This window comes from Nonomuraea spiralis (genome assembly GCF_014648435.1).
In the GTDB taxonomy this organism is placed as follows: Bacteria; Actinomycetota; Actinomycetes; order Streptosporangiales; family Streptosporangiaceae; genus Nonomuraea; species Nonomuraea spiralis.
This window is the reverse complement of the sequence record NZ_BMRC01000023.1, coordinates 52,436-72,792: the sequence shown is the minus strand read 5'-3', so window position 1 is coordinate 72,792 and position 20,357 is coordinate 52,436. Positions and strand designations below refer to the sequence as shown.

18 protein-coding genes are annotated in these 20,357 nt (G+C 71.0%); 3 read left to right on the top strand and 15 right to left on the bottom strand.

Annotated elements, in window-relative coordinates; all coding sequences use genetic code 11:
- Positions 1-78: 78 nt before the first annotated feature.
- The 3 genes from IEZ27_RS39480 to IEZ27_RS54435 all read left to right on the top strand — a co-directional run bounded on the left by IEZ27_RS39480 (position 79) and on the right by IEZ27_RS54435 (position 3,387).
- On the top strand, positions 79-966 hold the full coding sequence (locus tag IEZ27_RS39480) for a peptidylprolyl isomerase (protein ID WP_189651951.1): 888 nt from the start codon (positions 79-81) through the stop codon (positions 964-966).
- Between the two features lie 62 nt (positions 967-1,028).
- Positions 1,029-2,258 (top strand): DUF349 domain-containing protein, encoded by a 1,230-nt coding sequence (locus tag IEZ27_RS39475; RefSeq protein ID WP_189651950.1) that lies wholly within the window; start codon positions 1,029-1,031, stop codon positions 2,256-2,258.
- A gap of 40 nt (positions 2,259-2,298) precedes the next feature.
- Positions 2,299-3,387 carry a cupin domain-containing protein gene (locus IEZ27_RS54435; protein WP_229824760.1) on the top strand — a complete coding sequence of 363 codons (1,089 nt, stop codon included), beginning with the start codon at positions 2,299-2,301 and terminating at the stop codon, positions 3,385-3,387.
- Positions 3,388-3,390: 3 nt separating this feature from the next.
- Here IEZ27_RS54435 and IEZ27_RS39465 read toward each other — a convergent pair whose 3' ends face one another.
- The 15 genes from IEZ27_RS39465 to IEZ27_RS39395 form a co-directional block, all read right to left on the bottom strand.
- On the bottom strand, positions 3,391-5,580 hold the full coding sequence (locus tag IEZ27_RS39465) for a RelA/SpoT family protein (protein ID WP_189651949.1): 2,190 nt from the start codon (positions 5,578-5,580) through the stop codon (positions 3,391-3,393).
- Positions 5,581-5,753: 173 nt separating this feature from the next.
- Positions 5,754-6,272: an adenine phosphoribosyltransferase gene (locus IEZ27_RS39460; protein WP_125635871.1), complete on the bottom strand. Its 519-nt coding sequence runs from the start codon at positions 6,270-6,272 to the stop codon at positions 5,754-5,756.
- A 228-nt stretch (positions 6,273-6,500) separates the two neighbouring features.
- Positions 6,501-7,490: a protein translocase subunit SecF gene (gene secF, locus IEZ27_RS39455; protein WP_189651948.1), complete on the bottom strand. Its 990-nt coding sequence runs from the start codon at positions 7,488-7,490 to the stop codon at positions 6,501-6,503.
- 1 nt (position 7,491) lies between these two features.
- Positions 7,492-9,240, bottom strand: coding sequence for a protein translocase subunit SecD (gene secD, locus IEZ27_RS39450; protein ID WP_229824769.1), 1,749 nt, complete (start codon positions 9,238-9,240; stop codon positions 7,492-7,494).
- Between the two features lie 91 nt (positions 9,241-9,331).
- Positions 9,332-9,718, bottom strand: a complete 387-nt coding sequence (gene yajC / locus IEZ27_RS39445) for a preprotein translocase subunit YajC (RefSeq protein ID WP_189651947.1) — start codon at positions 9,716-9,718, stop codon at positions 9,332-9,334.
- Positions 9,719-9,930: 212 nt separating this feature from the next.
- Positions 9,931-10,962, bottom strand: a complete 1,032-nt coding sequence (ruvB, locus tag IEZ27_RS39440; protein ID WP_189651946.1) for a Holliday junction branch migration DNA helicase RuvB — start codon at positions 10,960-10,962, stop codon at positions 9,931-9,933.
- A gap of 45 nt (positions 10,963-11,007) precedes the next feature.
- Positions 11,008-11,628, bottom strand: coding sequence for a Holliday junction branch migration protein RuvA (gene ruvA / locus IEZ27_RS39435; RefSeq protein ID WP_189651945.1), 621 nt, complete (start codon positions 11,626-11,628; stop codon positions 11,008-11,010).
- A 50-nt stretch (positions 11,629-11,678) separates the two neighbouring features.
- A complete protein-coding gene (ruvC, locus tag IEZ27_RS39430; protein ID WP_189652008.1) occupies positions 11,679-12,200 on the bottom strand; it encodes a crossover junction endodeoxyribonuclease RuvC in 522 nt (173 codons plus the stop codon).
- 105 nt (positions 12,201-12,305) lie between these two features.
- Entirely contained in the window at positions 12,306-13,448 is a 1,143-nt protein-coding gene (locus IEZ27_RS39425; protein WP_189651944.1) for a GNAT family N-acetyltransferase, read from the bottom strand.
- An 11-nt stretch (positions 13,449-13,459) separates the two neighbouring features.
- The gene (locus tag IEZ27_RS39420; RefSeq protein WP_189651943.1) at positions 13,460-15,184 is read right to left on the bottom strand and encodes a sugar ABC transporter permease; all 1,725 of its coding nucleotides are present in this window, start codon (positions 15,182-15,184) and stop codon (positions 13,460-13,462) included.
- A 219-nt stretch (positions 15,185-15,403) separates the two neighbouring features.
- Positions 15,404-16,153 carry a YebC/PmpR family DNA-binding transcriptional regulator gene (locus tag IEZ27_RS39415; RefSeq protein WP_125635615.1) on the bottom strand — a complete coding sequence of 250 codons (750 nt, stop codon included), beginning with the start codon at positions 16,151-16,153 and terminating at the stop codon, positions 15,404-15,406.
- 3 nt (positions 16,154-16,156) lie between these two features.
- A complete protein-coding gene (pdxT, locus tag IEZ27_RS39410) occupies positions 16,157-16,735 on the bottom strand; it encodes a pyridoxal 5'-phosphate synthase glutaminase subunit PdxT (protein ID WP_189651942.1) in 579 nt (192 codons plus the stop codon).
- 98 nt (positions 16,736-16,833) lie between these two features.
- A complete protein-coding gene (locus IEZ27_RS39405) occupies positions 16,834-18,030 on the bottom strand; it encodes an MFS transporter (RefSeq protein WP_189651941.1) in 1,197 nt (398 codons plus the stop codon).
- Between the two features lie 9 nt (positions 18,031-18,039).
- Positions 18,040-18,474 (bottom strand): MarR family winged helix-turn-helix transcriptional regulator, encoded by a 435-nt coding sequence (locus IEZ27_RS39400; RefSeq protein WP_189651940.1) that lies wholly within the window; start codon positions 18,472-18,474, stop codon positions 18,040-18,042.
- A gap of 83 nt (positions 18,475-18,557) precedes the next feature.
- The gene (locus tag IEZ27_RS39395) at positions 18,558-20,237 is read right to left on the bottom strand and encodes an alkaline phosphatase D family protein (protein ID WP_189651939.1); all 1,680 of its coding nucleotides are present in this window, start codon (positions 20,235-20,237) and stop codon (positions 18,558-18,560) included.
- Between the last annotated feature and the right edge of the window lie 120 nt (positions 20,238-20,357).

Genomic DNA, 20,357 nt, shown 5'->3' with positions numbered 1-20,357 from the left:
AGGGTACCGGTGCGGGTCGCCGGGCTGCGAATCATTACCCATTGGCCGATACGATTCGCCCACCTCAGTTGATTGACTATGGGAGGCAAAGCGGTGGCCACGGGCAAGGACCGGCAGAAGCAGCTGGCACGTGAGCACTACGAGCGGCAGATGCAGCGCCGCATCGAGCGCGAGCAGAAGGCCAAGCGCACCGCGATCATCGGCTCCACGGTCGGCGTGGTCGTCGTGGTGGGCGGCGTCGTGGCGGCGGTCGCGCTGCTCGGCGGCGGCGGCTCGCAGACCGAGGCGACCGCCTCGCCCTCGGCCTCGGCGCCGCAGGACACCGCCTCGGCCCAGGCCAGCACGGGGCCGAAGCCGTACAACGCGGCGGCCGGCACGTGCGACTACGTCAAGGAGGCGGGCGGCGGCCAGGTCAAGGACGTCGGCATGCCCCCGGCCGAGGTCAAGACCGAGCCGGCCAAGAAGGCGATGACGCTCAAGACCAACCTGGGCGACATCGTGGTCGAGCTCGACAACGCCAAGGCGCCGTGCACGACCAACTCGCTGGCCTTCCTGGCCGCCAAGAAGTTCTACGACGGCAGCAAGTGCCACCGTCTCGGCAGCGACAAGTTCCCGATGCTGCAGTGCGGCGACCCGACGGCCAAGGCCGACGGCAAGAGCCAGGACGGCGCGGGCGGCCCCGGCTACGTGATGGCCGAGGAGAACCTGGAAGGGGCCACGTACAAGCGGGGCACGATGGCGATGGCGAAGACCTCGGCGCCGGGCAGCACGGGGAGCCAGTTCTTCCTCGTTTACGGCGATCTCGGACTCACCCCGGATTACACGCCGGTGGGTACGATCACCAAGGGGCTCGACATCCTGGACAAGGTGAACAAAGCGGGCATCATCGCGGACATGGGAGATGGGACCGGGGCACCGAAGCAAACCCTCGAAATCAAAGACGTGACAATCGCCGGCAAGAGCTGACGTAATACAAACTAGGGACGAAGTAGTCCCGAAGGGTCTGATGGATAGTGCGGGAGGACACGGTGAGCACCGACCCGTGGGGCCGGGTAGACGACGACGGCACCGTCTACGTGCGTACGGCTGAGGGAGAGCGAGCCGTCGGCTCCTGGCAGGCCGGTGAACCCGAAGAGGCACTGGCCTACTTCCATCGCAAGTACGACGAGCTGTCCGGCCAGGTACAGCTCCTCGAACAGCGGGTCAAGGGCACCGACCTGGCCCCCGCGCAGGCCGAGGCGAGCATCGCCAAGCTGCGCGAGGCCGTCGCCGACGCCCACGCCGTGGGCGACCTGGCCGCGCTGACGGCCCGCCTCGACGGCCTGACCGAGCTGGTCGGCCATCGCCGCGAGGAGGTCAAGGCCGCCCGCGACCAGGCGCGCGTCGAGGCCAGGGGCGTCAAGGAACGTATCGTCGCCGAGGCCGAGCGCATCGCCGACGAGACCACCCATTGGAAGTCGGGCGGTGAGCGGCTGCGCCAGCTCGTGGAGGAGTGGAAGGCCGCCGACCGCATCGACCGGGTCACCGAGGCCGCGCTGTGGAAGCGCCTGTCGGCCGCCCGCACGTCGTTCGCCAAGCGCCGCAAGCAGTACTTCGCGGGCCTGGACGAGCAGCGCGAGGGCGTACGTTCGGCCAAGGAGCGCATCGTCGCCGAGGCCGAGGCCATCGCGGACTCGACCGACTGGGGCACGACGGCGGCGATCTACCGCGAGCTGATGCAGCAGTGGAAGACCGCCGGGCGCGCCTCGCGCGAGGTCGAGGACGAGCTGTGGGGCCGCTTCAAGGCCGCCCAGGACCAGTTCTTCCAGGCCCGTTCGGCGGTCTTCGCCGAGCGCGACGCCTCGCTCGCGGCCAACGCCGAGGTCAAGGAGGAGCTGCTGGCCGAGGCCGAGAAGATCCTCCCGATCACCGACGTGCGCACGGCCAGGGCCGCGCTGCGGCACATCCTGGAGCGCTGGGAGGCCGCCGGCCCGGTCCCGCGTGAGCAGCGCGACCGGCTCGAAGGCGGGCTGCGCAAGGTCGACGAGGCCGTGCGCAAGGCCGAGGACGCCGAGTGGAAGCGCTCCAACCCCGAGGCCAGGGCGCGTGCCCAGAGCACGGTCGACCAGCTCCGCACCTCCATCGAGCAGTTGGAGAAGCGGCTGGCCAAGGCGCAGGCCGCCGGCCGGGCCAAGGACGTCAAGGAGGCCGAGGAGGCGCTGGTCGCCCGTCGTTCGTGGCTGGAGGAGGCCGAGCGCACGCTGACCGAGTTCAGCTGAACCGATCTTCGGAGGGCGGCCGGGGTCCTAGGCTGACCGCATGGACCCCGTCAGCGTCGCGCGCGCCCTCGTGGACGAGCTGTTCCCCGGCGCCCTGTACGCCTTCGTCGGCGGCAGCGTGCTCACCGAGCGCCGCACCAGCACCTCCGACCTCGACGTGGTGGTGGTGCTCGACGGCCTGGCCGTGCCGTACCGGGAGTCCCTGCGCTGGCACGGCTGGCCGGTCGAGCTCTACGTGCACAGCGAGACCAGCCTCAACGCCTACGTCGACCGCGACCTGGCCGAGCGCAAGCCGGGCGTGGCCCGTATGTGCGCCGACGGCGCGGTCCTGGTCGACCGTACCGGCGGCCGGGCCAGCGACCTGCAGACGGCGCTCGGCGAACGCCTGGCCGCCGGTCCCGGCGACCTGGCCGGCACGCGCGCCGAACGCGCCCGCTACGGCCTGTCCGACCTGCTGGACGACCTGGCGGGCGCGACCGACCCCGGCGAGCAGCTGTTCATCCGCTGGCAGGTGGTCCAGGAGACCGCCAGGCTGGCGCTCGACGTGGGCGGCAGGTGGCGGGGCAACGGCAAGTGGCTGCTGCGCGAGCTGCGTGAGCACGACCCGGCGCTGGCCGACGACCTCCTGACGGCCCACTCCGACCCGGCGCTCCTGACCACGGTGGCCCTGGGCGTCCTGGAACGGGCGGGAGGGCGCCTGTGGGAGGGTTACCGGGCCGAGGGGGACTCCTTCCACCTCCCCTTGCGTCACATCGCCTCAGACGCGCTCTCAGGCGACACGACGCAGAGCGCGGGCATGCGCAGGATGGCCGCGATCAGCGGCGTCACGGCCGGGTCGGCGAACCTGTGGATGGGCCAGACGCACGTCGCGCCCGCCACCCGCTCCTCCGACCACCACCACGGCGCCTCCGAGACCGCCATCTACGTCGTCAGCGGCAGCCCGCGCTTCGTCTTCCTCCAGGACGGCCGCGAGCGGCGCATCGAGGCGGCCCCCGGCGACTACGTCTACGTGCCGCCCTACACCCCGCACCGGGAGGAGAACCCCGACCCCGAGCGGGAGGCGGTCGTCGTGATCGCGCGCAGCACCCAGGAGGCGATCGTGGTCAACCTGCCGGACCTGAAGGGCTGAACGTCAGCCGCTCGCGCCGCTCACCCGGTAGACGTCGAAGACGCCCTGGATGCTGCGTACGGCCTTGAGCACGTGGCCCAGGTGCTTGGGGTCGCCCATCTCGAAGGTGAACTTGCTGATCGCCACCCGGTCGCGCGAGGTCGTCACGGAGGCGCTGAGGATGTTGACGTGCTGGTCGGACAGGGTGCGGGTGACGTCGGAGAGCAGGCGCGGGCGGTCGAGCGCCTCGACCTGGATCGCCACCAGGAAGACGCTGTCGTCGCTCGGCGACCAGCTCACCTCGACCAGCCGGTCGGGCTGCTCCCTGAGCTGCTGCACGTTGGTGCAGTCGGCGCGGTGGACGGACACGCCGTGGCCGCGGGTGACGAATCCGACGATCTCGTCGCCGGGCACCGGGGTGCAGCACCTGGACAGGCGTACCCACACGTCGGCGTCGCCCGCCACGACCACGCCCGCGCCGCCACCGCGGGGGCGGCCGCGCAGCCGGGTCGGCAGGGACGTCTCGGCGATGTCCTCCTCGGCGCTCTCCACGCCGCCGATCGAGGCCACGAGCTTCTGCACGACCGCCTGCGCGGCGATGTGCCCCTCCCCCACGGCGGCGTAGAGCGCCGACACGTCGGGATAACGCAGGTCGCGGGCCAGCGCCAGCAGCGACTCACCGGACATCAGGCGCTGCAGCGGCAGGCCCTGCTTGCGCATGGCCCGGCCGATGGCCTCCTTGCCCGCCTCGATCGCGGTCTCGCGCCGCTCCTTGGAGAACCACTGCCGGATCTTGTTACGGGCCCGGCCGGACTTGACGAACTTCAGCCAGTCGCGCGAGGGCCCGGCGTCGGGCGACTTGGAGGTGAAGATCTCGACCGTGTCGCCGTTGCCGAGCCGCGACTCCAGCGGCACCAGCCGGCCGTTGACCCGCGCGCCGATGCAGCGGTGGCCCACCTCGGTGTGGACGGCGTAGGCGAAGTCGACCGGGGTGCCGCCCTCGGGCAGGGCGATGACCTGGCCCTTCGGGGTGAAGACGTAGACCTCGGAGACCGACAGGTCGAACCGCAGCGACTCCAGGAACTCGCCCGGGTCGGCGGTCTCCTTCTGCCAGTCGAGGAGCTGGCGCAGCCAGGCCATGTCGCTGCCCGGCTTGACCTTGCCGGTCGGGCCCGGCGCGCCGACCTCCTCCTTGTACTTCCAGTGGGCGGCAACGCCGTACTCGGCCCTGTGGTGCATCGCGTGGGTGCGGATCTGCAGCTCGACAGGCTTGCCCTCGGGACCGATCACCGTGGTGTGCAGCGACTGGTACATGTTGAACTTGGGCATCGCGATGTAGTCCTTGAACCGGCCGGGGACCGGGTTCCAGCGCGCGTGGATCGTGCCCAGCGCCGCGTAGCAGTCGCGCACGCTGTCGACCAGGACCCGGATGCCCACCAGGTCGTAGATGTCGTCGAAGGCGACGTCGCGGGCGATCATCTTCTGGTAGACCGAGTAGTAGTGCTTGGGCCGGCCCTTGACCACCGCGCGGATCTTCGCCTCGCGCAGGTCGCCGGAGACCTTCTCGATGACCTCCTGGAGGAACAGGTCGCGCCGCGGCGCTCGCTCGGACACCATGCGCGCGATCTCGTCGTAGCGCTTGGGGTAGAGCATCGCGAAGGCGAGGTCCTCCAGCTCCCACTTGATCGTGTTCATGCCCAGCCGGTGGGCCAGCGGCGCGAAGATCTCCAGCGTCTCGCGCGACTTCTGGTGGCGCTTGTGTTCGGGCAGGTAGCGCATGGTGCGCATGTTGTGGAGCCGGTCGGCGAGCTTGATGATGAGCACGCGGATGTCGCGCGACATCGCCACGACCATCTTGCGCACGGTCTCGGCCTGGGCCGCGTCGCCGAACTTGACCTTGTCGAGCTTGGTGACGCCGTCGACCAGCGAGCCGATCGTGTCGCCGAAGTCGGCCCGCAGCTCGTCGAGGCTGTAGGCGGTGTCCTCGACGGTGTCGTGCAGCAGCGCGGCGCACAGCGTCTCGTCGTCGGTGCCCAGCTCGGCCAGGATCGTCGCCACGGCCAGCGGGTGGGTGATGTAGGGGTCGCCGGACTTCCGCTTCTGGTCGCGGTGGTGGTAGGCGGCGACGTCGTAGGAGCGCTCGATCAGGCGCAGGTCGGCCTTGGGGTGGGTGGCCCGGACCGTGCGGAACAGCGGCTCCAGCACCGGATTCATGGCCCCACCCCCAAACCGTCGTCGACGCACCGCAGGAACGCCGGGCGCCTCGGCATTACCAGCGTCGGTTACGTCGGGCACGACCACATCACGGGGCACTCAGACTCCTCACGTTCGAGTCCAGATCCCCCCAGTGTATCCAGGTCGCGAACCCGGACTCGCTCGGCCCGCTCTCAGACGATCACCAGGGAGTGCAGGTCGACCTCCGGCAGGCGCTCGCGTCCCTTGAGGAAGGCCAGCTCCATCAGCACCGCGATGCCGACCACGTGGCCGCCGGCCCGTTCGACGAGATCGATCGTGGCCCTCGCGGTGCCGCCGGTCGCCAGCACGTCGTCCACGATGAGCACCCGGTCGCCCGGCTTGAACGCGTCACGGTGCACCTCGATGGTGGCCGAGCCGTACTCCAGGTCGTAGGACTCCTCCAGCGTCGCCGCCGGCAGCTTGCCCTTCTTGCGCACCGGTACGAACCCCGCCGCCGCCCGATAGGCCACCGGGGCGGCCAGGATGAAGCCCCTGGCCTCGATCCCGACGATCTTGTCCACCTCGGCGAGCCCGGCCAGCTCGTCCACCACGGCGGCCATCGCGACCGGGTCGCCGAGCAGCGGGGTGATGTCCTTGAACAGCACGCCCGGCTGGGGGTAGTCGGGCACGTCCCTGATCCGGTCAAGGATCAACTGGCTGAGCTCGCTCATCGTGTCTTCCGTCGCCTTCCTCATGGATGCCGCGCTCCATGATGGCCTACTCCGGCCCCTCCTCGAACCGGGCGTACGTCCCGGAAGCCCTGTGACGTGCCCCAGACGCCCGCCCCGGGCCAGGGCGCCCTGATGGCCCGGCGACGTCCCCGAACGCCGCAGAGGGCCCCTGAACGCGACGGCGCCCCCACCCGTGGACGGGTGGGGGCGCCGGTGGGCCGTGCGGGCTCAGCCCTTCGCTACCGCTGCGCTTTTGGAACCCTTCGCCCCCTTGCCGGAGGTGGAGGCGAGGCGGCGGGCGATGGCCTGGTACTTCGGCTCCCGCTCCTTGAGCGTGACCAGCATCGGCGTGGCCACGCACAGCGAGGAGTAGGTACCGACGATCATGCCGACGAACAGGGCCAGCGACAGGTCCTTCAGCGTGCCCGCGCCGAGCAGCGTGGTGCCGATGAACAGGATGGCCGCCACCGGCAGGATCGCGACCAGCGAGGTGTTCAGCGACCTGATCAGCGTGTGGTTGAGCGCGTTGTTGGCCGCCATCGAGTACGTCATCTTGGAGGTCGTGCCCAGCTTGGCCGTGACCTCCTTGATCATGTCGAACACGACGACCGCGTCGTAGAGCGAGTAACCGAGGATGGTCAGGAAGCCCAGCAGGGTCGCCGGGGTGACCTCGAAGCCCGACCAGGCGTAGACGCCGGCCGTGATGACGAGGTCGTGGATGAGCGCGACGATCGCCGACAGGGCCATCTTCGGCTCGAACGCCATCGACAGGTACAGGATGATCGCGAGCATGAAGACGCCCAGGCCGATCCAGGCCTTCTGGGAGACCTCACCGCCCCAGGACGCGCCGATCGACTGGACGCTGACGTCCTTGACCGGGACCTTGTAGTCCTTGGCGATCGTGGTCTGCATCTGGTTGAGCGTCGACTCCGTCAGGGTCTCGGTGGTGACCCGCCAGTTGTCACGGGCCCGCTGCACGATCACCTGGTGGGCGCCCTGCGAGCGGAAGTCCTCGCGGACCTCCTCGACGGTGCCGGTCGTCGCCGGGAAGGTGAAGACGGTGCCGCCCTTGAACTCCACGCCCAGGTTGAGCCCGTTGAAGAGGATGCCTGCGAGCGAGATGAGCAGCAGGAGGCCGGACAGGCTGTACCAGAGCCTCCACTTGCCGACGAAGTCGACGTCGATCTCGCCGCGGTAGAGGCGACGCCCCAGTCCCATGTCAGGCCTCCTGCGGAGTGGTCGTGCGGGCCGGCTCGGTGCTCATGCGCTCGGCGTCGAGACCGGACAGCGGGTGCCCCTTGGCGAAGAACTTCAGCCTCGCCAGCAGGGCGATGAACGGCTTGGTGAACAGGAACACCACCACGATGTCGATCAGCGTGGTCAGGCCCATCGCGAAGGCGAACCCGGCCACACCGCCCACCGCCAGGAAGTACAGCACGATCGCGGCGATGAACATGACGGCGTCGGCGATCAGGATCGTGCGCCGGGCACGCACCCAGGCCACCTCGACGGCCGCCCGCAGCGTCCGCCGGCCTTCCTTCATCTCATCACGTATGCGTTCGAAATACACGATGAAGGAGTCGGCGGTGATGCCGATCGAGACCACCAGGCCGATGATGTGCGGCAGCGAGAGCCGGAAGCCGGCGTTGTGGCCGAGCACCACCACCGCCGTGTACGTCAGGATCGAGGCCACGACGAGGCTCAGCACCGCGACGAGGCCGAGGCCCCGGTAGTACAGCAGCGAGTAGAGCACCACCAGGCCGAGGCCGATGATGCCGGCGATCAGGCCGCCTTCGAGCTGGTCGGAGCCGAGCGTCGACGACACGGTGTCGATCGAGCTGCGCTGGAACTTCAGCGGAAGGGCGCCGTACTTGAGCTGGTCGGCCAGCTGGGTGGAGGTGACCTGGTCGAAGCCGCCGGTGATCTCGGCGCGACCGCCGGGGATCGGGCTGATGATGTTGGGCGCCGTGATGACCACGCCATCGAGGACGACCGCGACCTTGTTGCGCGGCTCCTGGGCGTTGTAGGCGGTGGTGGTGAGCTTGCTCCACTCGCCCGCGCCCTTGCTCTTGAAGTCGAGCTGGACGATCCACTCCACGGTGCCCTGGCGCACGCCCGCCGAGGCGGTGTCGATGTCGGTGCCGACGACCTTGGCGACGTCGAGGACGTACTTGGCGCTGCCGTCGCTCTCGCAGGCCGCGTACTGCTTGTTCGGGTCGTCCTGGACGCCCTGGCCGCGGTTCTTGGGGTCGGCGCAGTCGAGCTTCTGGAACTGCTGCAGGACCGCCGGGTCGATGCCCTGGGTGTTGATGCCCGCGTTGGGGTCCTGGTTGGGCGGCGCCGTGGGCGGCGTGCTCGGAGCCGGCGTCGGCGTCCCGTTCTTGCCCTTGTTGTTCTGCTTCTGGCCGGTCTGGTCACGGCCGGTCCCGGTCTGCGTGGCCTCGGGCGTGGCGCCCGGCGTCGGCGCGGTCAGCGCGGACGACAGCGCCTTGCCCGTCGGGGACGCGCTCGGCGTGGTCGCCGACTGCCTGCCGGACGGCCTGGCGGTCGAGGACGGCTTCGCGGTCGACGACGGCTGGGCCGACGGCGAGGCGCCCGGCGTGGGCGCCTCGGTGGACAGGTTCTGCGGGACCTGCGTGGCCTCCATGGCGAGCACCTGGCGGAAACGCAGCTCCGCCGTGGTGGCGACCAGCTTGATCGCCTCGCTCTGTCCGACGCCCGGGATGGAGATGATGATGTTGTCGCCGGACTTGGCGACCTCCGCGTCGGAGATGCCGGTGCCGTTGACCCGGTCGCGGATGATGTTGACCGCGCGGTCGAGGATCTCTTCAGGCGGAGACTGACCGGTCTGGGTCACGGGTGACAGCGTCACCGTCGTTCCGCCGGCGAGGTCGAGTCCCAGCTTGGGCGTGAACGCCTTCTGCAGGAACATCGTCCCGCCCAGGGCGAGGATGAGCGCCAGCAGCACCAAGAGCGTGCGCCCTGGTCGGCTGTGGCGGCTGGTCGGTCGGGCCACTGGTCGTCGATTCTCTCAGATAGGGGTTTGTCGCAGAGCTTAGTCAGGACTGCTTGGTGCTGGAGTCCTGATCGCCGTTGCGCTCCACAGGCGCGTCGGACTCCTTGGCGTCACTCTCGGCGATCTCGGTCTCGGCGACCGGCTCGTCGTCCACCGGGGCGTCACCGGGCTGGACGACACGACCGATCGCGGCCTTCACCCAGCGCGTCTCGATGCCGGGCGCGACCTCGAGCACGACGTCCTCGTTCTCCACCGCGACCACCGTGGCGAACAGGCCGGTCGTCGTCATGACGCGGGCGCCCGGGGTCAGGGAGTTCTGCATCTGTTGCGCTTCCTGCTGACGCTTGCGCTGCGGACGGATCAGCAGGAAGTAGAACACCACCACCAGAAGGATCAGCGGCAGGATACTTCCGAGTTGTCCCATGTCCATAGGGGCGACCTTCCATAGTCGTTCAAGAATTTGACGCTGGCCTCGCGCCGGAAATTCCGTTGCGTAGCTCTCGGGCCGCGCCGCTCAGCCCGTCAGCCTACACAGCCAGCCAAGCCACGGAGTGTAGGCCGTTGTTATGAAACGCGGCAACGAGGCAGCGATTCGGCGCGCGGGGAAGTTCCCAATTTGAAATGGTTGCAACCGTTTCGTGATCACGGCGAAACAGTGGCTCCGAACGCGTCCGGCGGTGGGGTCATACCCATATGTGTCCAGGCCGACGCGGTCGCGACCCGGCCGCGCGGGGTCCTGGCCAGCAGCCCCTGCCGGACGAGGAACGGCTCGGCCACCACCTCGACGGTCTCGGGCTCCTCCCCCACGGCGACGGCGAGCGTGGAAAGGCCGACGGGACCGCCGCCGAACTTGCGCAGCAGCACCCCGAGCACCGCCCGGTCGAGCCGGTCGAGCCCTTCGGCGTCCACTTCGTAAAGGTTGAGTGCGGCGGAGGCGATATCTCGGTCGATCGTCCCGTCGGCACGCACGTCGGCGAAGTCGCGTACGCGGCGCAGCAGCCGGTTGGCGATGCGGGGCGTGCCGCGCGAGCGCCGGGCGATCTCGTGGGCCGCCTCCTCGGGCATGGTGACGCCGAGCAGCCTGGACGAGCGGTGGAGCACCTGCTCCAGCTCGCCGACCTCGTAGAAGTCCATGTGGGCGGTGAAGCCGAACCGGTCGCGCAGCGGCGCGGGCAGCAGACCGGCCCGCGTGGTGGCGCCGACCAGCGTGAACGGCGCGATGTCGAGCGGGATCGCGGTCGCGCCGGGGCCCTTGCCCACGACGATGTCGACCCGGAAGTCCTCCATGGCCAGGTAGAGCATCTCCTCGGCGGGCCTGGCCATGCGGTGGATCTCGTCGATGAACAGCACCTCGCCCTCCGTCAGCGTGGACAGGATGGCGGCGAGGTCTCCGGCCCGTTCGAGGGCGGGGCCGGAGGTGATGCGGAGCGGCATGTTGAGCTCGGCCGCGATGATCATGGCCAGCGTGGTCTTGCCGAGGCCCGGCGAGCCGCTCATCAGCACGTGGTCGGGCGGACGCTGCCGTCGCAGGGCGCTCTCCAGCACCAGGGAGAGCTGCTCGCGCACACGCCCCTGGCCGATGAACTCGCCCAGCCGCTTGGGCCGCAGCGCCGCCTCGATCTGAAGCTCGTCGCCGCCGGCGTCCGGCGAGACCAGCTCGCGCTCAAAGTCCATGGCCACCGCTCCTCACCTTGTGCGAGGCGGACGTCGCAGGGCGGGTCATCGGATGCTGAGGGATCGGAGGGCGGCCTTGAGCAGCGCGGCGACCTGGGGCTGGCGGCCGGCGGCGACGTCGGCCTCGGCCTCGGGCGCGACCCCGGCCACGGCCTCGTCGGCGTCCTTGCTCGAATAGCCCAGCCCCACCAGGCCGGAGTGCACCTGGTCGCGCCACAGCGCGGCCCGCCGCTCTCCGCCGATCGCCGCGTTGACGGCCTCCTCGGGGGTGCCGAGCCGGTCCTTCAGCTCCAGCACGATGCGCTGGGCGCCCTTCTGCCCGATGCCGGGCACCCGCGTGAGCGCCTTGAGGTCGGCGGCGGCCACGGCCACCCGCAGCGCGTTGGGCGGGTGGACGGCGAGCATCGCCAGTGCCAGCTTGGGGCCGACGCCGCTGGCCGTCTGGAGCATCTCGAAGACGGCCCGCTCGTCGTCGTTGGCGAAGCCGTAGAGGGTCAGCGACTCCTCGCGCACCACCAGCGACGTGGCCAGCCTGGCCTGCTCGCCCACCCGCAGCGTGGCCAGCGTGCCCGGGGTGCAGTGGGTGAGCACGCCCACGCCGCCCACCTCGATCACGGCTCCGTCGGGCGCGACCGACGCCACCCTGCCCGCCACCGACGCGATCACGACTCGATCTCCCTTTCCACGAAACGGTCAGCACGCGCGGCCCGCACGGGTCAGCGCCCCTTGCCGGCGCGGGCCATGGCCTCGGCCAGGCGGTGCTGGGCGCCGCCACGCCAGATGTGGCAGATGGCCAGGGCGAGGGCGTCGGCGGCGTCGGCGGGCTTGGGCATCTCGGCCAGCCGCAGCAGCCGGGTGATCATCGTGCCGACCTGCTTCTTGTCGGCCGTGCCGCTGCCGGTGACGGCGGCCTTGACCTCGGAGGGCGTGTGCAGCGCGACGGGCAGCCCGCGCCGGGCCGCGCACAACACGGCGATCCCCGCCGCCTGCGCGGTGCCCATGACCGTGCGGACGTTGTGCTGGCTGAAGACGCGCTCGACGGCCACGGCGTCGGGGCGCACGTCGTCGAGCCACTGCTCGATCCCGGCCTCGATGCCGACCAGCCGCGTGCCGAGCTCCTCGTCGGCGCCGGTGCGCACCACCCCGACGGCCACCAGCGACAGCGGCGCGCCCGGCCGCCCCTCGACCGCGCCCAGGCCGCACCGGGTCAGCCCCGGATCGACGCCCATCACCCGCACCGGCTTGCCTCCCGCGCCGCCGAACATCTGTTCGGCACGAGACTCTACCCCGGCTGAGCAGGCCGCGCACCGCGAATCGCCCGCCGCGAACGGCGGGCGGTCCCGTCAGAAGTAGTCGAGCATGTACGGCTTGGCGGCGAAGGCCGCGTCGAGCAGCTCGTCGTCCCGGTCGTCGCCGGACATGAGGCCGCTCCTGCGCAGGGTCGCGGTGGGGACGCCGGCGTACAGGGCCGAGAAGCCGCCCGCGGTCAGCGCCGCTCCCCCGTCGGCCGACGGGGCGGCCGTGCCGGAGCCGCCGGAGAACTCCAGCCGGAAGGAGCCGCCGCCGCGCAGCGGGTCGTGCACGGTGACCGCGGCGCCGCCCGCGACGGCGGTGGGGAAGCCCCTGCGCCCGACGGCCGCGGTCACGTCGAGCACCCTGAACATCCACCGCACCTGCGTGACCCGGTCCGTCGAACGTTCGCCGAGCAGCCAGAGCACCGGGTCGTCGGGGGCGACCGGCGCGGTGACCTTCTGGGCGATGGACGACGAGGTGCCCACCATCGACCACAGCGCCCTGCTGGTCTCCTCCGACCCGGCGACGAGGTTGTCGACGTGGATGTCGTCGCCGTTCCAGCGGTAGACGAGGTAGCCGTCGGGGGCCAGGTAGAGGAAGTCGTCCTCGTTGGACAGCCAGATGCTCCAGGTGGCCTCGTCCCAGGAGACGGGGCCGCTGGAGCGGGCCGCGCCGTGCACCCGGTGGAGCAGGGAGACGACCTCGGCGGCGTCGCCGGGGCCCATCCTGCGCAGCTCGACCTGGCCGGAGGGCCGGATGCGGCGCAGCGACTCGGCGGGCAGGGTGATCATGTGCCGGGCCCCGGCGTGCTCGTAGCCGAGGGAGCGGTAGAGGGGCGTGGTGGCCGGGTAGAGCGACGAGACGGCGTCGCCGTGGCCGGCCGACCGGTCGATGACGGCGCGCATGATGGCGGTGCCGACGCCGTGGCCGCGATCCTCCGGGTTGACGGTGACCCCCGCGATGCCGGACATGGTCTGCGGGCGGCCGTGCCACCACTGGGTGAAGCGGCGCAGCCGGGCCGAGGCGGCGAGCCTGCCGCCCTCGAACGCGCCCAGGTAGCGGCCCTCGCCGAGGGTGGGCGTCACCGTACGGCGCCACCGCTCGACCTCCGCGCCGGAGATCGGGCCGAACGAGCGCTTACGCAGGTCAAGGACGTCGTCGAGGTCGTCGGGAGTAAGATCACGAATTTCCACAACCCCTCAACCTATGGGGTGGTCCGGGGGGATCGCGAACCGTTCACGCTGATGGCGAGCCTGTCGAGGTACAGGAGCTGGGCGGCCACGACGGCGGCCAGCGCGACCGCGACGGCGACCAGCGGGGTGCCCGCGCCGACGTCGGGAGCGGCGCCGGAATAGCCGCCGAGCCGGGAGAGCAGCGTCACGGGCACGGTGAACAGCTCCGGGCTCTGGGCCACGAGCAGCGGCCACAACACGTCGTGGGCGTTGACCAGCGTGACCGCTCCGGCCAGCACGGCCGCCATGGGCAGGGACGGCAGCAGGACGCCGCCGAAGAAGTCCCGGTCATTCCGCTCGGCCAGGCCCTTGCACAGCAGGGTCAGTACCAGCAGCGCCGGCACGCTGACCAGCAGCGGCGGGAAGAGGGCGACGAAGGTGTCGACGAGGCCGAGGTTGCGCATGTTCTGCCAGTCGGCGACGCCGAGGACGCCGGTGCCGGCGAACAGCCAGGGGGCGAACGGCAGCAGCAGCCACTCGCTGCGCGCGCCCAGGGGACGCAGGCCGCCGATGCCGAGCGCGCCCAGGTAGGCGACGCCGACCGACACCAGCGCGCCCGCGACGGCGGGGATCCAGGTGTTCACCTGGGCGCGCGGGCCGCCCGCCGCCGGGTCGCCGCCGGCGAGCACGCCGGAGATCCACGGCCAGGCGCAGACGACCGCGACGGCCACCACGAGCACCAGCGCGACCCCGCCGACGACCACACCCCCGAGCCCCCGACGCCCCGGACCGCCCGATCCGGACGGCCCGGACGGCTCCTCCGGGGTCGCGGGCCGGTCGGAGAAGGCGGAGGGGAACGCTCCATCCGCGGATCGCGGGGACCTGACGGGCTTGGGGAGAAGGGTGAGGCGCAGGCGGGTGGTCACGGCGACGACCACGGCCACGACACCGAGCGCGCCGAGAAGCACGCCTGTCAGGGCCGCGACGGCCGCACCAGGGCCGAACTGGGCCATCCGGAAGGCGTAGTCGTACTGGAGGCCCGCGAGCGTCTGTGTGGCGCGCTCAGGGCCGCCGCGGGTGAGCACCATGCCCATCGAGAACGCCTGCGCCCCCACGGCGACGGCCGCGAGCGCGACCAGCACCGCCACGACCACCGATGCTGCCCCCGGGCTGCCGCCGCGCAGCGCCGGCAGGAACGCCGTCAGCGCCAGCGCGCACACCACCCCGAACGTGGCCGCCACGACGACGAGCCGCAGCGTCCCAGGCGCGCCGGCGGGATCGCGCAGGCCCTCGGCCAGCGTGGCCAGGCCCGTCGCGTCGGGCAGCGTCCCGCGCAGCCAGGCCGCCGCCACGCCGACCGGCGAGAACGTCACGACCGCCAGCGACAGCGTGACCAGGCCCGCGCGCCGGAGCAGCGCGCCGCCCCGGTCGAGGGCCAGCGCGAGCAGCGGCCCGACCGCCACGGCCACCAGCAGCGGCCCGACGGTCAGCGAGAGCGTGAGGCCCAGCGCCCGCCAGAACTCCTCGCCGCCCAGCACCTTGGTGTAGTTCTCCGCCCCCACGAACCTGCTCTCCCGCAGCACGCCGCCGCTGTGCAGGCTGAGCACGACGGTCTGGACCGTCGGCAGGACCAGCGTGATCAGGGTGCCGAGCAGCGCGGGAACGGCCAGCAGCCAGCCCAGGGCGCGGTAGGACGCCGGGGGCCGGGCGGCGCGCGGGTGCGCCGGGACGGAGGTCGGTGGGATGGGGGAATTCACGTCGCCCGACCCTAGCCGCGCCGGGCCGCGGGCGCACGCGTAAAGGACCGGTTCGGGTCTGATGTCGTACGGCCCGGCGTCCGGCACGGGACGAACAAAGGATGCGGCCGGACCTTGACCGGGCTTTTGGGCGCGACACGACCGGGCTTTCGGCGCGACACGACCGGGCCCGGGCACGCGCGAGGGCCCGGGGGTCTCCCGGGCCCTCGTGTCGGCGGATCAGTCCAGGGCGGCCAGGACGTCGTCGGAGACGTCGAAGTTGGCGTAGACGTTCTGGACGTCGTCGCTGTCCTCCAGCGCGTCGATCAGGCGGAACACCTTCTTGGCGCCCTCCTCGTCGAGCGGCACGCTCATGGTCGGCAGGAAGCTCGACTCGGCCGAGTCGTAGTCGATGCCGGCCTCCTGCAGCGCCTTGCGGACCGGCACCAGGTCACCGGCCTCGGAGACGACCTCGAAGGAGTCGCCCATGTCGTTGACCTCTTCGGCGCCCGCGTCGAGCACGGCCATCAGGACGGTGTCCTCGTCGAGCCCGTTCTTGGGCACGATCACGACGCCCTTGCGGTTGAACATGTACGACACCGAGCCGGGGTCGGCCAGCGAGCCGCCGTTGCGGGTCAGGGCGACGCGGACCTCGGAGGCGGCGCGGTTGCGGTTGTCGGTGAGGCACTCGATGAGCACCGCGACGCCGCCGGGCGCGTAGCCCTCGTACGTGATGGTCTGCCAGTCGGCGCCGCCGGCCTCCAGGCCGCCGCCACGCTTGCGCGCCCGCTCGATGTTGTCGTTGGGCACGGAGTTCTTCTTGGCCTTGAAGATGGCGTCGAAGAGGGTGGGGTTGGCGTCCGGGTCAGGGCCACCGGTCCGTGCCGCCACCTCGATGTTCTTGATGAGCTTCGCGAACAGCTTGCCGCGCTTGGCGTCGAGCGCGGCCTTCTTGTGCTTCGTCGTCGCCCATTTGGAGTGGCCGGACATTACCTAGAGCTCCCTCACCATGTCTACGAAGTAACGGTGCACGCGAGTGTCCCCGGTCAGCTCGGGGTGGAACGAGGTCGCGAGCAACGGCCCTTGACGGACCGCGACGATCCTATCCCCAGGCTCGGCGGTGCCCAGCACCTGAACCTCAGGACCGACCGATTCCACCCACGGCGCACGGATGAACACGGCATGTACGCGTTCGCCGGAGAAATCCAGATCCGACTCGAACGAGTCCACCTGGCGGCCGAAGGCGTTGCGCCTGACCACCATGTCGATGCCGCCGATCGTCTGCTGGCCCTCGATGCCGTCCTCGATCCGGTCGGCCAGCATGATCATGCCGGCGCACGAGCCGTACGCGGGCATGCCCTCCTTGATCCGCATCCTCAGCGGTTGCAGCATGTCGAAGGTGTCGGCGAGCTTCCACATGGTCGTCGACTCGCCGCCGGGGATCACCAGGCCGTCGACCGCGTCGAGCTCGGCCGGGCGGCGTACGGCGGTGGCCGTGGCGCCGGCCTCCTGGAGCATGCGCGCATGCTCACGCACGTCCCCCTGGAGAGCGAGTACACCGATCGTGGGCACAGCGATCCTTCCGTTAAGGGGCGGTTTCCGACAATTCAACACCAAGATGGCCCGGCATCTTCCTATCTGAGCACTCTGGCGTAAAAGGCGGGCCCGCGTCAGGCGGCGGCCTGGACGGCGTCCACGCGGGCCAAGGCGCTCAGGTGGTGGCGCCGGGCGTACAGGAAGGCCATGCCGATCGCGCAGCAGGCCGCGCCGACGACGTACGGCACCGCGATGCCGATCTCCTCGCCGAGCTTGGTCGCGACGAACGGCGCCAGCGCGCCGCCCATCCAGCGCACGAAGTTGTACCCGGCCGAGGCCACGGGCCTCGGGGCGTCGGAGACCTCCATGGCCGACTCGGTGAAGACGGTGTTGTTCAGGCCGATCGGGATGCCCGACAACACGGTGAACACGATGATCCCGGCGTGCGCCCCGGCCGGTCCCGACACCGCGATGCCGAGCTGGAAGACCGCGAGCAGGCCGAGGGCCAGGTACAACACGTTCACCGAGCCGATCCTGCGCTGGAGCGGCGGCGCGCCGAACACCGAGGCCAGCGCCACGCAGACGCCCCACCCGAAGAACACCGCGCCGATGCCGTACGGCGACATGTGCAGGATGAAGGGGGTGAAGGCGAGGATCGTGAAGAAGGCGAAGTTGTAGAACAGGGCGGTGAACGCGGTCGTGGACAGGCCGCCGTGGGCCAGGGCCCGGATGGGGGCGCTGAGCCTGGTCTTCACCGCGGGCTTCGGCCCGGATCTGAGCAGGGTGGCGATCAGGACGAACCCGGCGGCCATCAGCGTGGCGGTGCCGAAGAAGGGCGCCCGCCAGTTCCAGTCGCCGAGCAGCGCGCCGACGAGGGGGCCGGCGGAGATGCCGAGGCCGAGCGCGGCCTCGTACAGGATGATGGCCGACTCCGCGCCGCCGCTGGCCGCGCCGACGATGACGGCCAGCGCGGTGGCCACGAACAGGGCGTTGCCGAGCCCCCAGCCGGCGCGGAAGCCGACGAGTTCGGCGACGCTGCCGGAGGTGCCGGCCAGCGCGGCGAACACGACGACCAGCGCCAGCCCGGCCAGCAGCGTGCGCTTGCCGCCGATGCGGCTGGAGACCCAGCCGGTGATCAGCATCGCCACGGCGGTGACCAGGAAGTAGCTGGTGAACAGCAGGGACACCTGGCTGGGCGTGGCGTGCAGCCCCTGGGCGATGGAGGGCAGGATGGGGTCGACGAGGCCGATGCCCATGAAGGCCACGACCGCGGCGAACGCGGTGGCCCAGACGGACATCGGCTGGCGCAGGATTCCGCCGCCGGATTGCATGGTGCTCCCTTACTCAGTGGGTGTGTCGGCGCCGAGCTTGGCCAGGACGGGCAGGGCCGCCGCGAGCACGTCGCGCTCGTCGTCGGTCAGGGCGGCCAGGTCACGGGCCAGGCGGGCGATCCTGGCCCGGCGTACGGCGTGCAGCCGGTCGCGGCCCTCGCCGGTGAGCTCGACCGTCCTGACGCGGGCGTCGGCCGGGTCGGAGCCGCGTGCCACCAGGCCCGCGTACTCCAGCCGGTTGATCTGCACGGTCATGGTCGGGAGCTGGACGGCGTGCTCCTCGGCCAGCTCGGTCATCCGGCGCGGGCGGTGTTCGAGCGAGCCGAGCACGGCGTACTGCTGGGTGGTGACGGGCTGGCCGGCGCTGGAGCGCCGCAGCAGCAGGACCAGGTGCCGCAGCACCTTGGAGACCTGCTCGGCCATCTGGGTGGGATCGTCCCTCATACTTAGCCAAACTAACTTAGCCTGGCTAATATTCCGGGCGAAAGGAAGGCGGCACCCCCGCCGGGGATGCCGCCCGCCAAGGATTACGGGCGCTCGGTCTCCAACCGGACGGTGTCCTCCACCGTCACCTGCTTCCTGGCCCCGATCGCCGGGTCCAACGGTCGCAAGTACGTCTGCCGCACCCCGGGCACCCGGTCCTCCACCACGAACGTGGCCCGCGTGTACGCCTCGGCCCCCGGTTCGTGCACCTGCGGGACGACCTTGAAGTCGGCCGTGAGCAGGTCTCGCTCGATCTTCGTCAGCACGTAACCGCGCTGGTTGTTGTAGAACTTCAGGTGCGGATTGATCGTCAGGTACGGATGCGTGGCCGGGTCGGAGTCCGCGCCGTCGCCACCGGTGGTGATCGAGGAGGCCACCAGCTCCGAGCCGACGGTCGGGCCGGTCGGGTCGTCGTAGTCCAGCTTGAGGTCGCTGGCCCAGTGGGCGTGCACGTCGCCGGTCAGCACGACGGGGTTGCGGACCTGGGCGTCCATCCAGCCCTGCGTGATGCGCCGCCGGGAGGCGACGTAGCCGTCCCAGGCGTCCATCGAGGTGATCTTGGCGGGGCCGGCGTTGTTGTCGCGCTGGGCGAAGAACACCTGCTGGCCCAGGATGTCCCACTGCGCGCGCGAGCGGTGGAAACCGTCGATCAGCCACGCCTCCTGGGCCGCACCCGTGATCGAACGGGCCGGGTCGAGGGCGGCCGGGCAGTCGCGGTAGCCGTCGCCGCAGCCCTGGTCGTCGCGGTACTGGCGGGTGTCCATCATGTGGAAGGTGGCCGTCCGGCCCCATCGGATGCGCCGGTAGAGCTGCATGTCGATGCCGCGCGGGATGGAGGTGCGGCGCAGCGGCATGTTCTCGTAGTAGGCGCGGAAGGCGGCGGCGCGGCGGGCCGGGAAGTCCGGCTGGGGCACCTCGGGCTTCTCGGGCACCTCGTCGGCCCAGTTGTTGTCCAGTTCGTGGTCGTCCCACACGACCAGCCAGGGCGCGGCGGCGTGCGCGGCCTGGAGGTCGGGGTCGGCCTTGTACTGGGCGTGGCGCTGGCGGTAGTTCGCCAGCGTCTCGGTCTCGGGGCCCTCGTGGTCGCGGACGTTGCCGCCGGGGATGGTGTAGGTGTCCTTGGTGTACTCGTACTGGTAGTCGCCCAGGTGCAGGATCAGGTCCGGGTGCTCCTCGGCCAGCCTGCGGTAGGAGGTGAACCAGCCGTGCTCGTACTGGGCGCAGGAGACGAAGGCCATCGTCAGCGCGCCGTGGGACAGCGGGTGCGGGGCGGTGCGCGCCCGTCCCATGGGCGAGACGTACGGGCCGACGCGGAAGCGGTACCAGTACTCGCGGTCCGAGCTCAGGCGGTCGACCTCGACATGGACGCTGTGCCCCCACTCGGGCGCGGCGACGCTCGCCCCCGAACGGACGACGCGCCGTCCGCGCTCGTCGGCGTAGACCTGCCATCGCACGGTGAACGGACGCTGCGGCATGCCGCCGAAGCCGTCCTCGGCCAGCGGGTTCTGGGCCAGCCTGGTCCACAACACGAACCCCTCGTGGTCGGGGTCGCCGCAGGCCACGCCGAGCGTGAACGGGTCGGTCGACAGGCCGCGCGAGGCCAGGGCCTGGGCGGTCTCGGCGGCCGGGTCGGGATCGGCGCTCGCGGCCGTGGCGGGGATCGCCGCGGCGGCGCCCGCCGCCAGCCCGGTGACCAGGAAATGCCTGCGGTTCAGCTGGGACACGGTGCGCTCCTCGGGACGATCAAGGGTGAGGGACGCCCGTAGCCTGACTGAGGTTCATGACCTGGCGGTGAACCCGGGACAACAGAAAAGAGGCGACATTCTTCGTGAATGCCGCCTCTT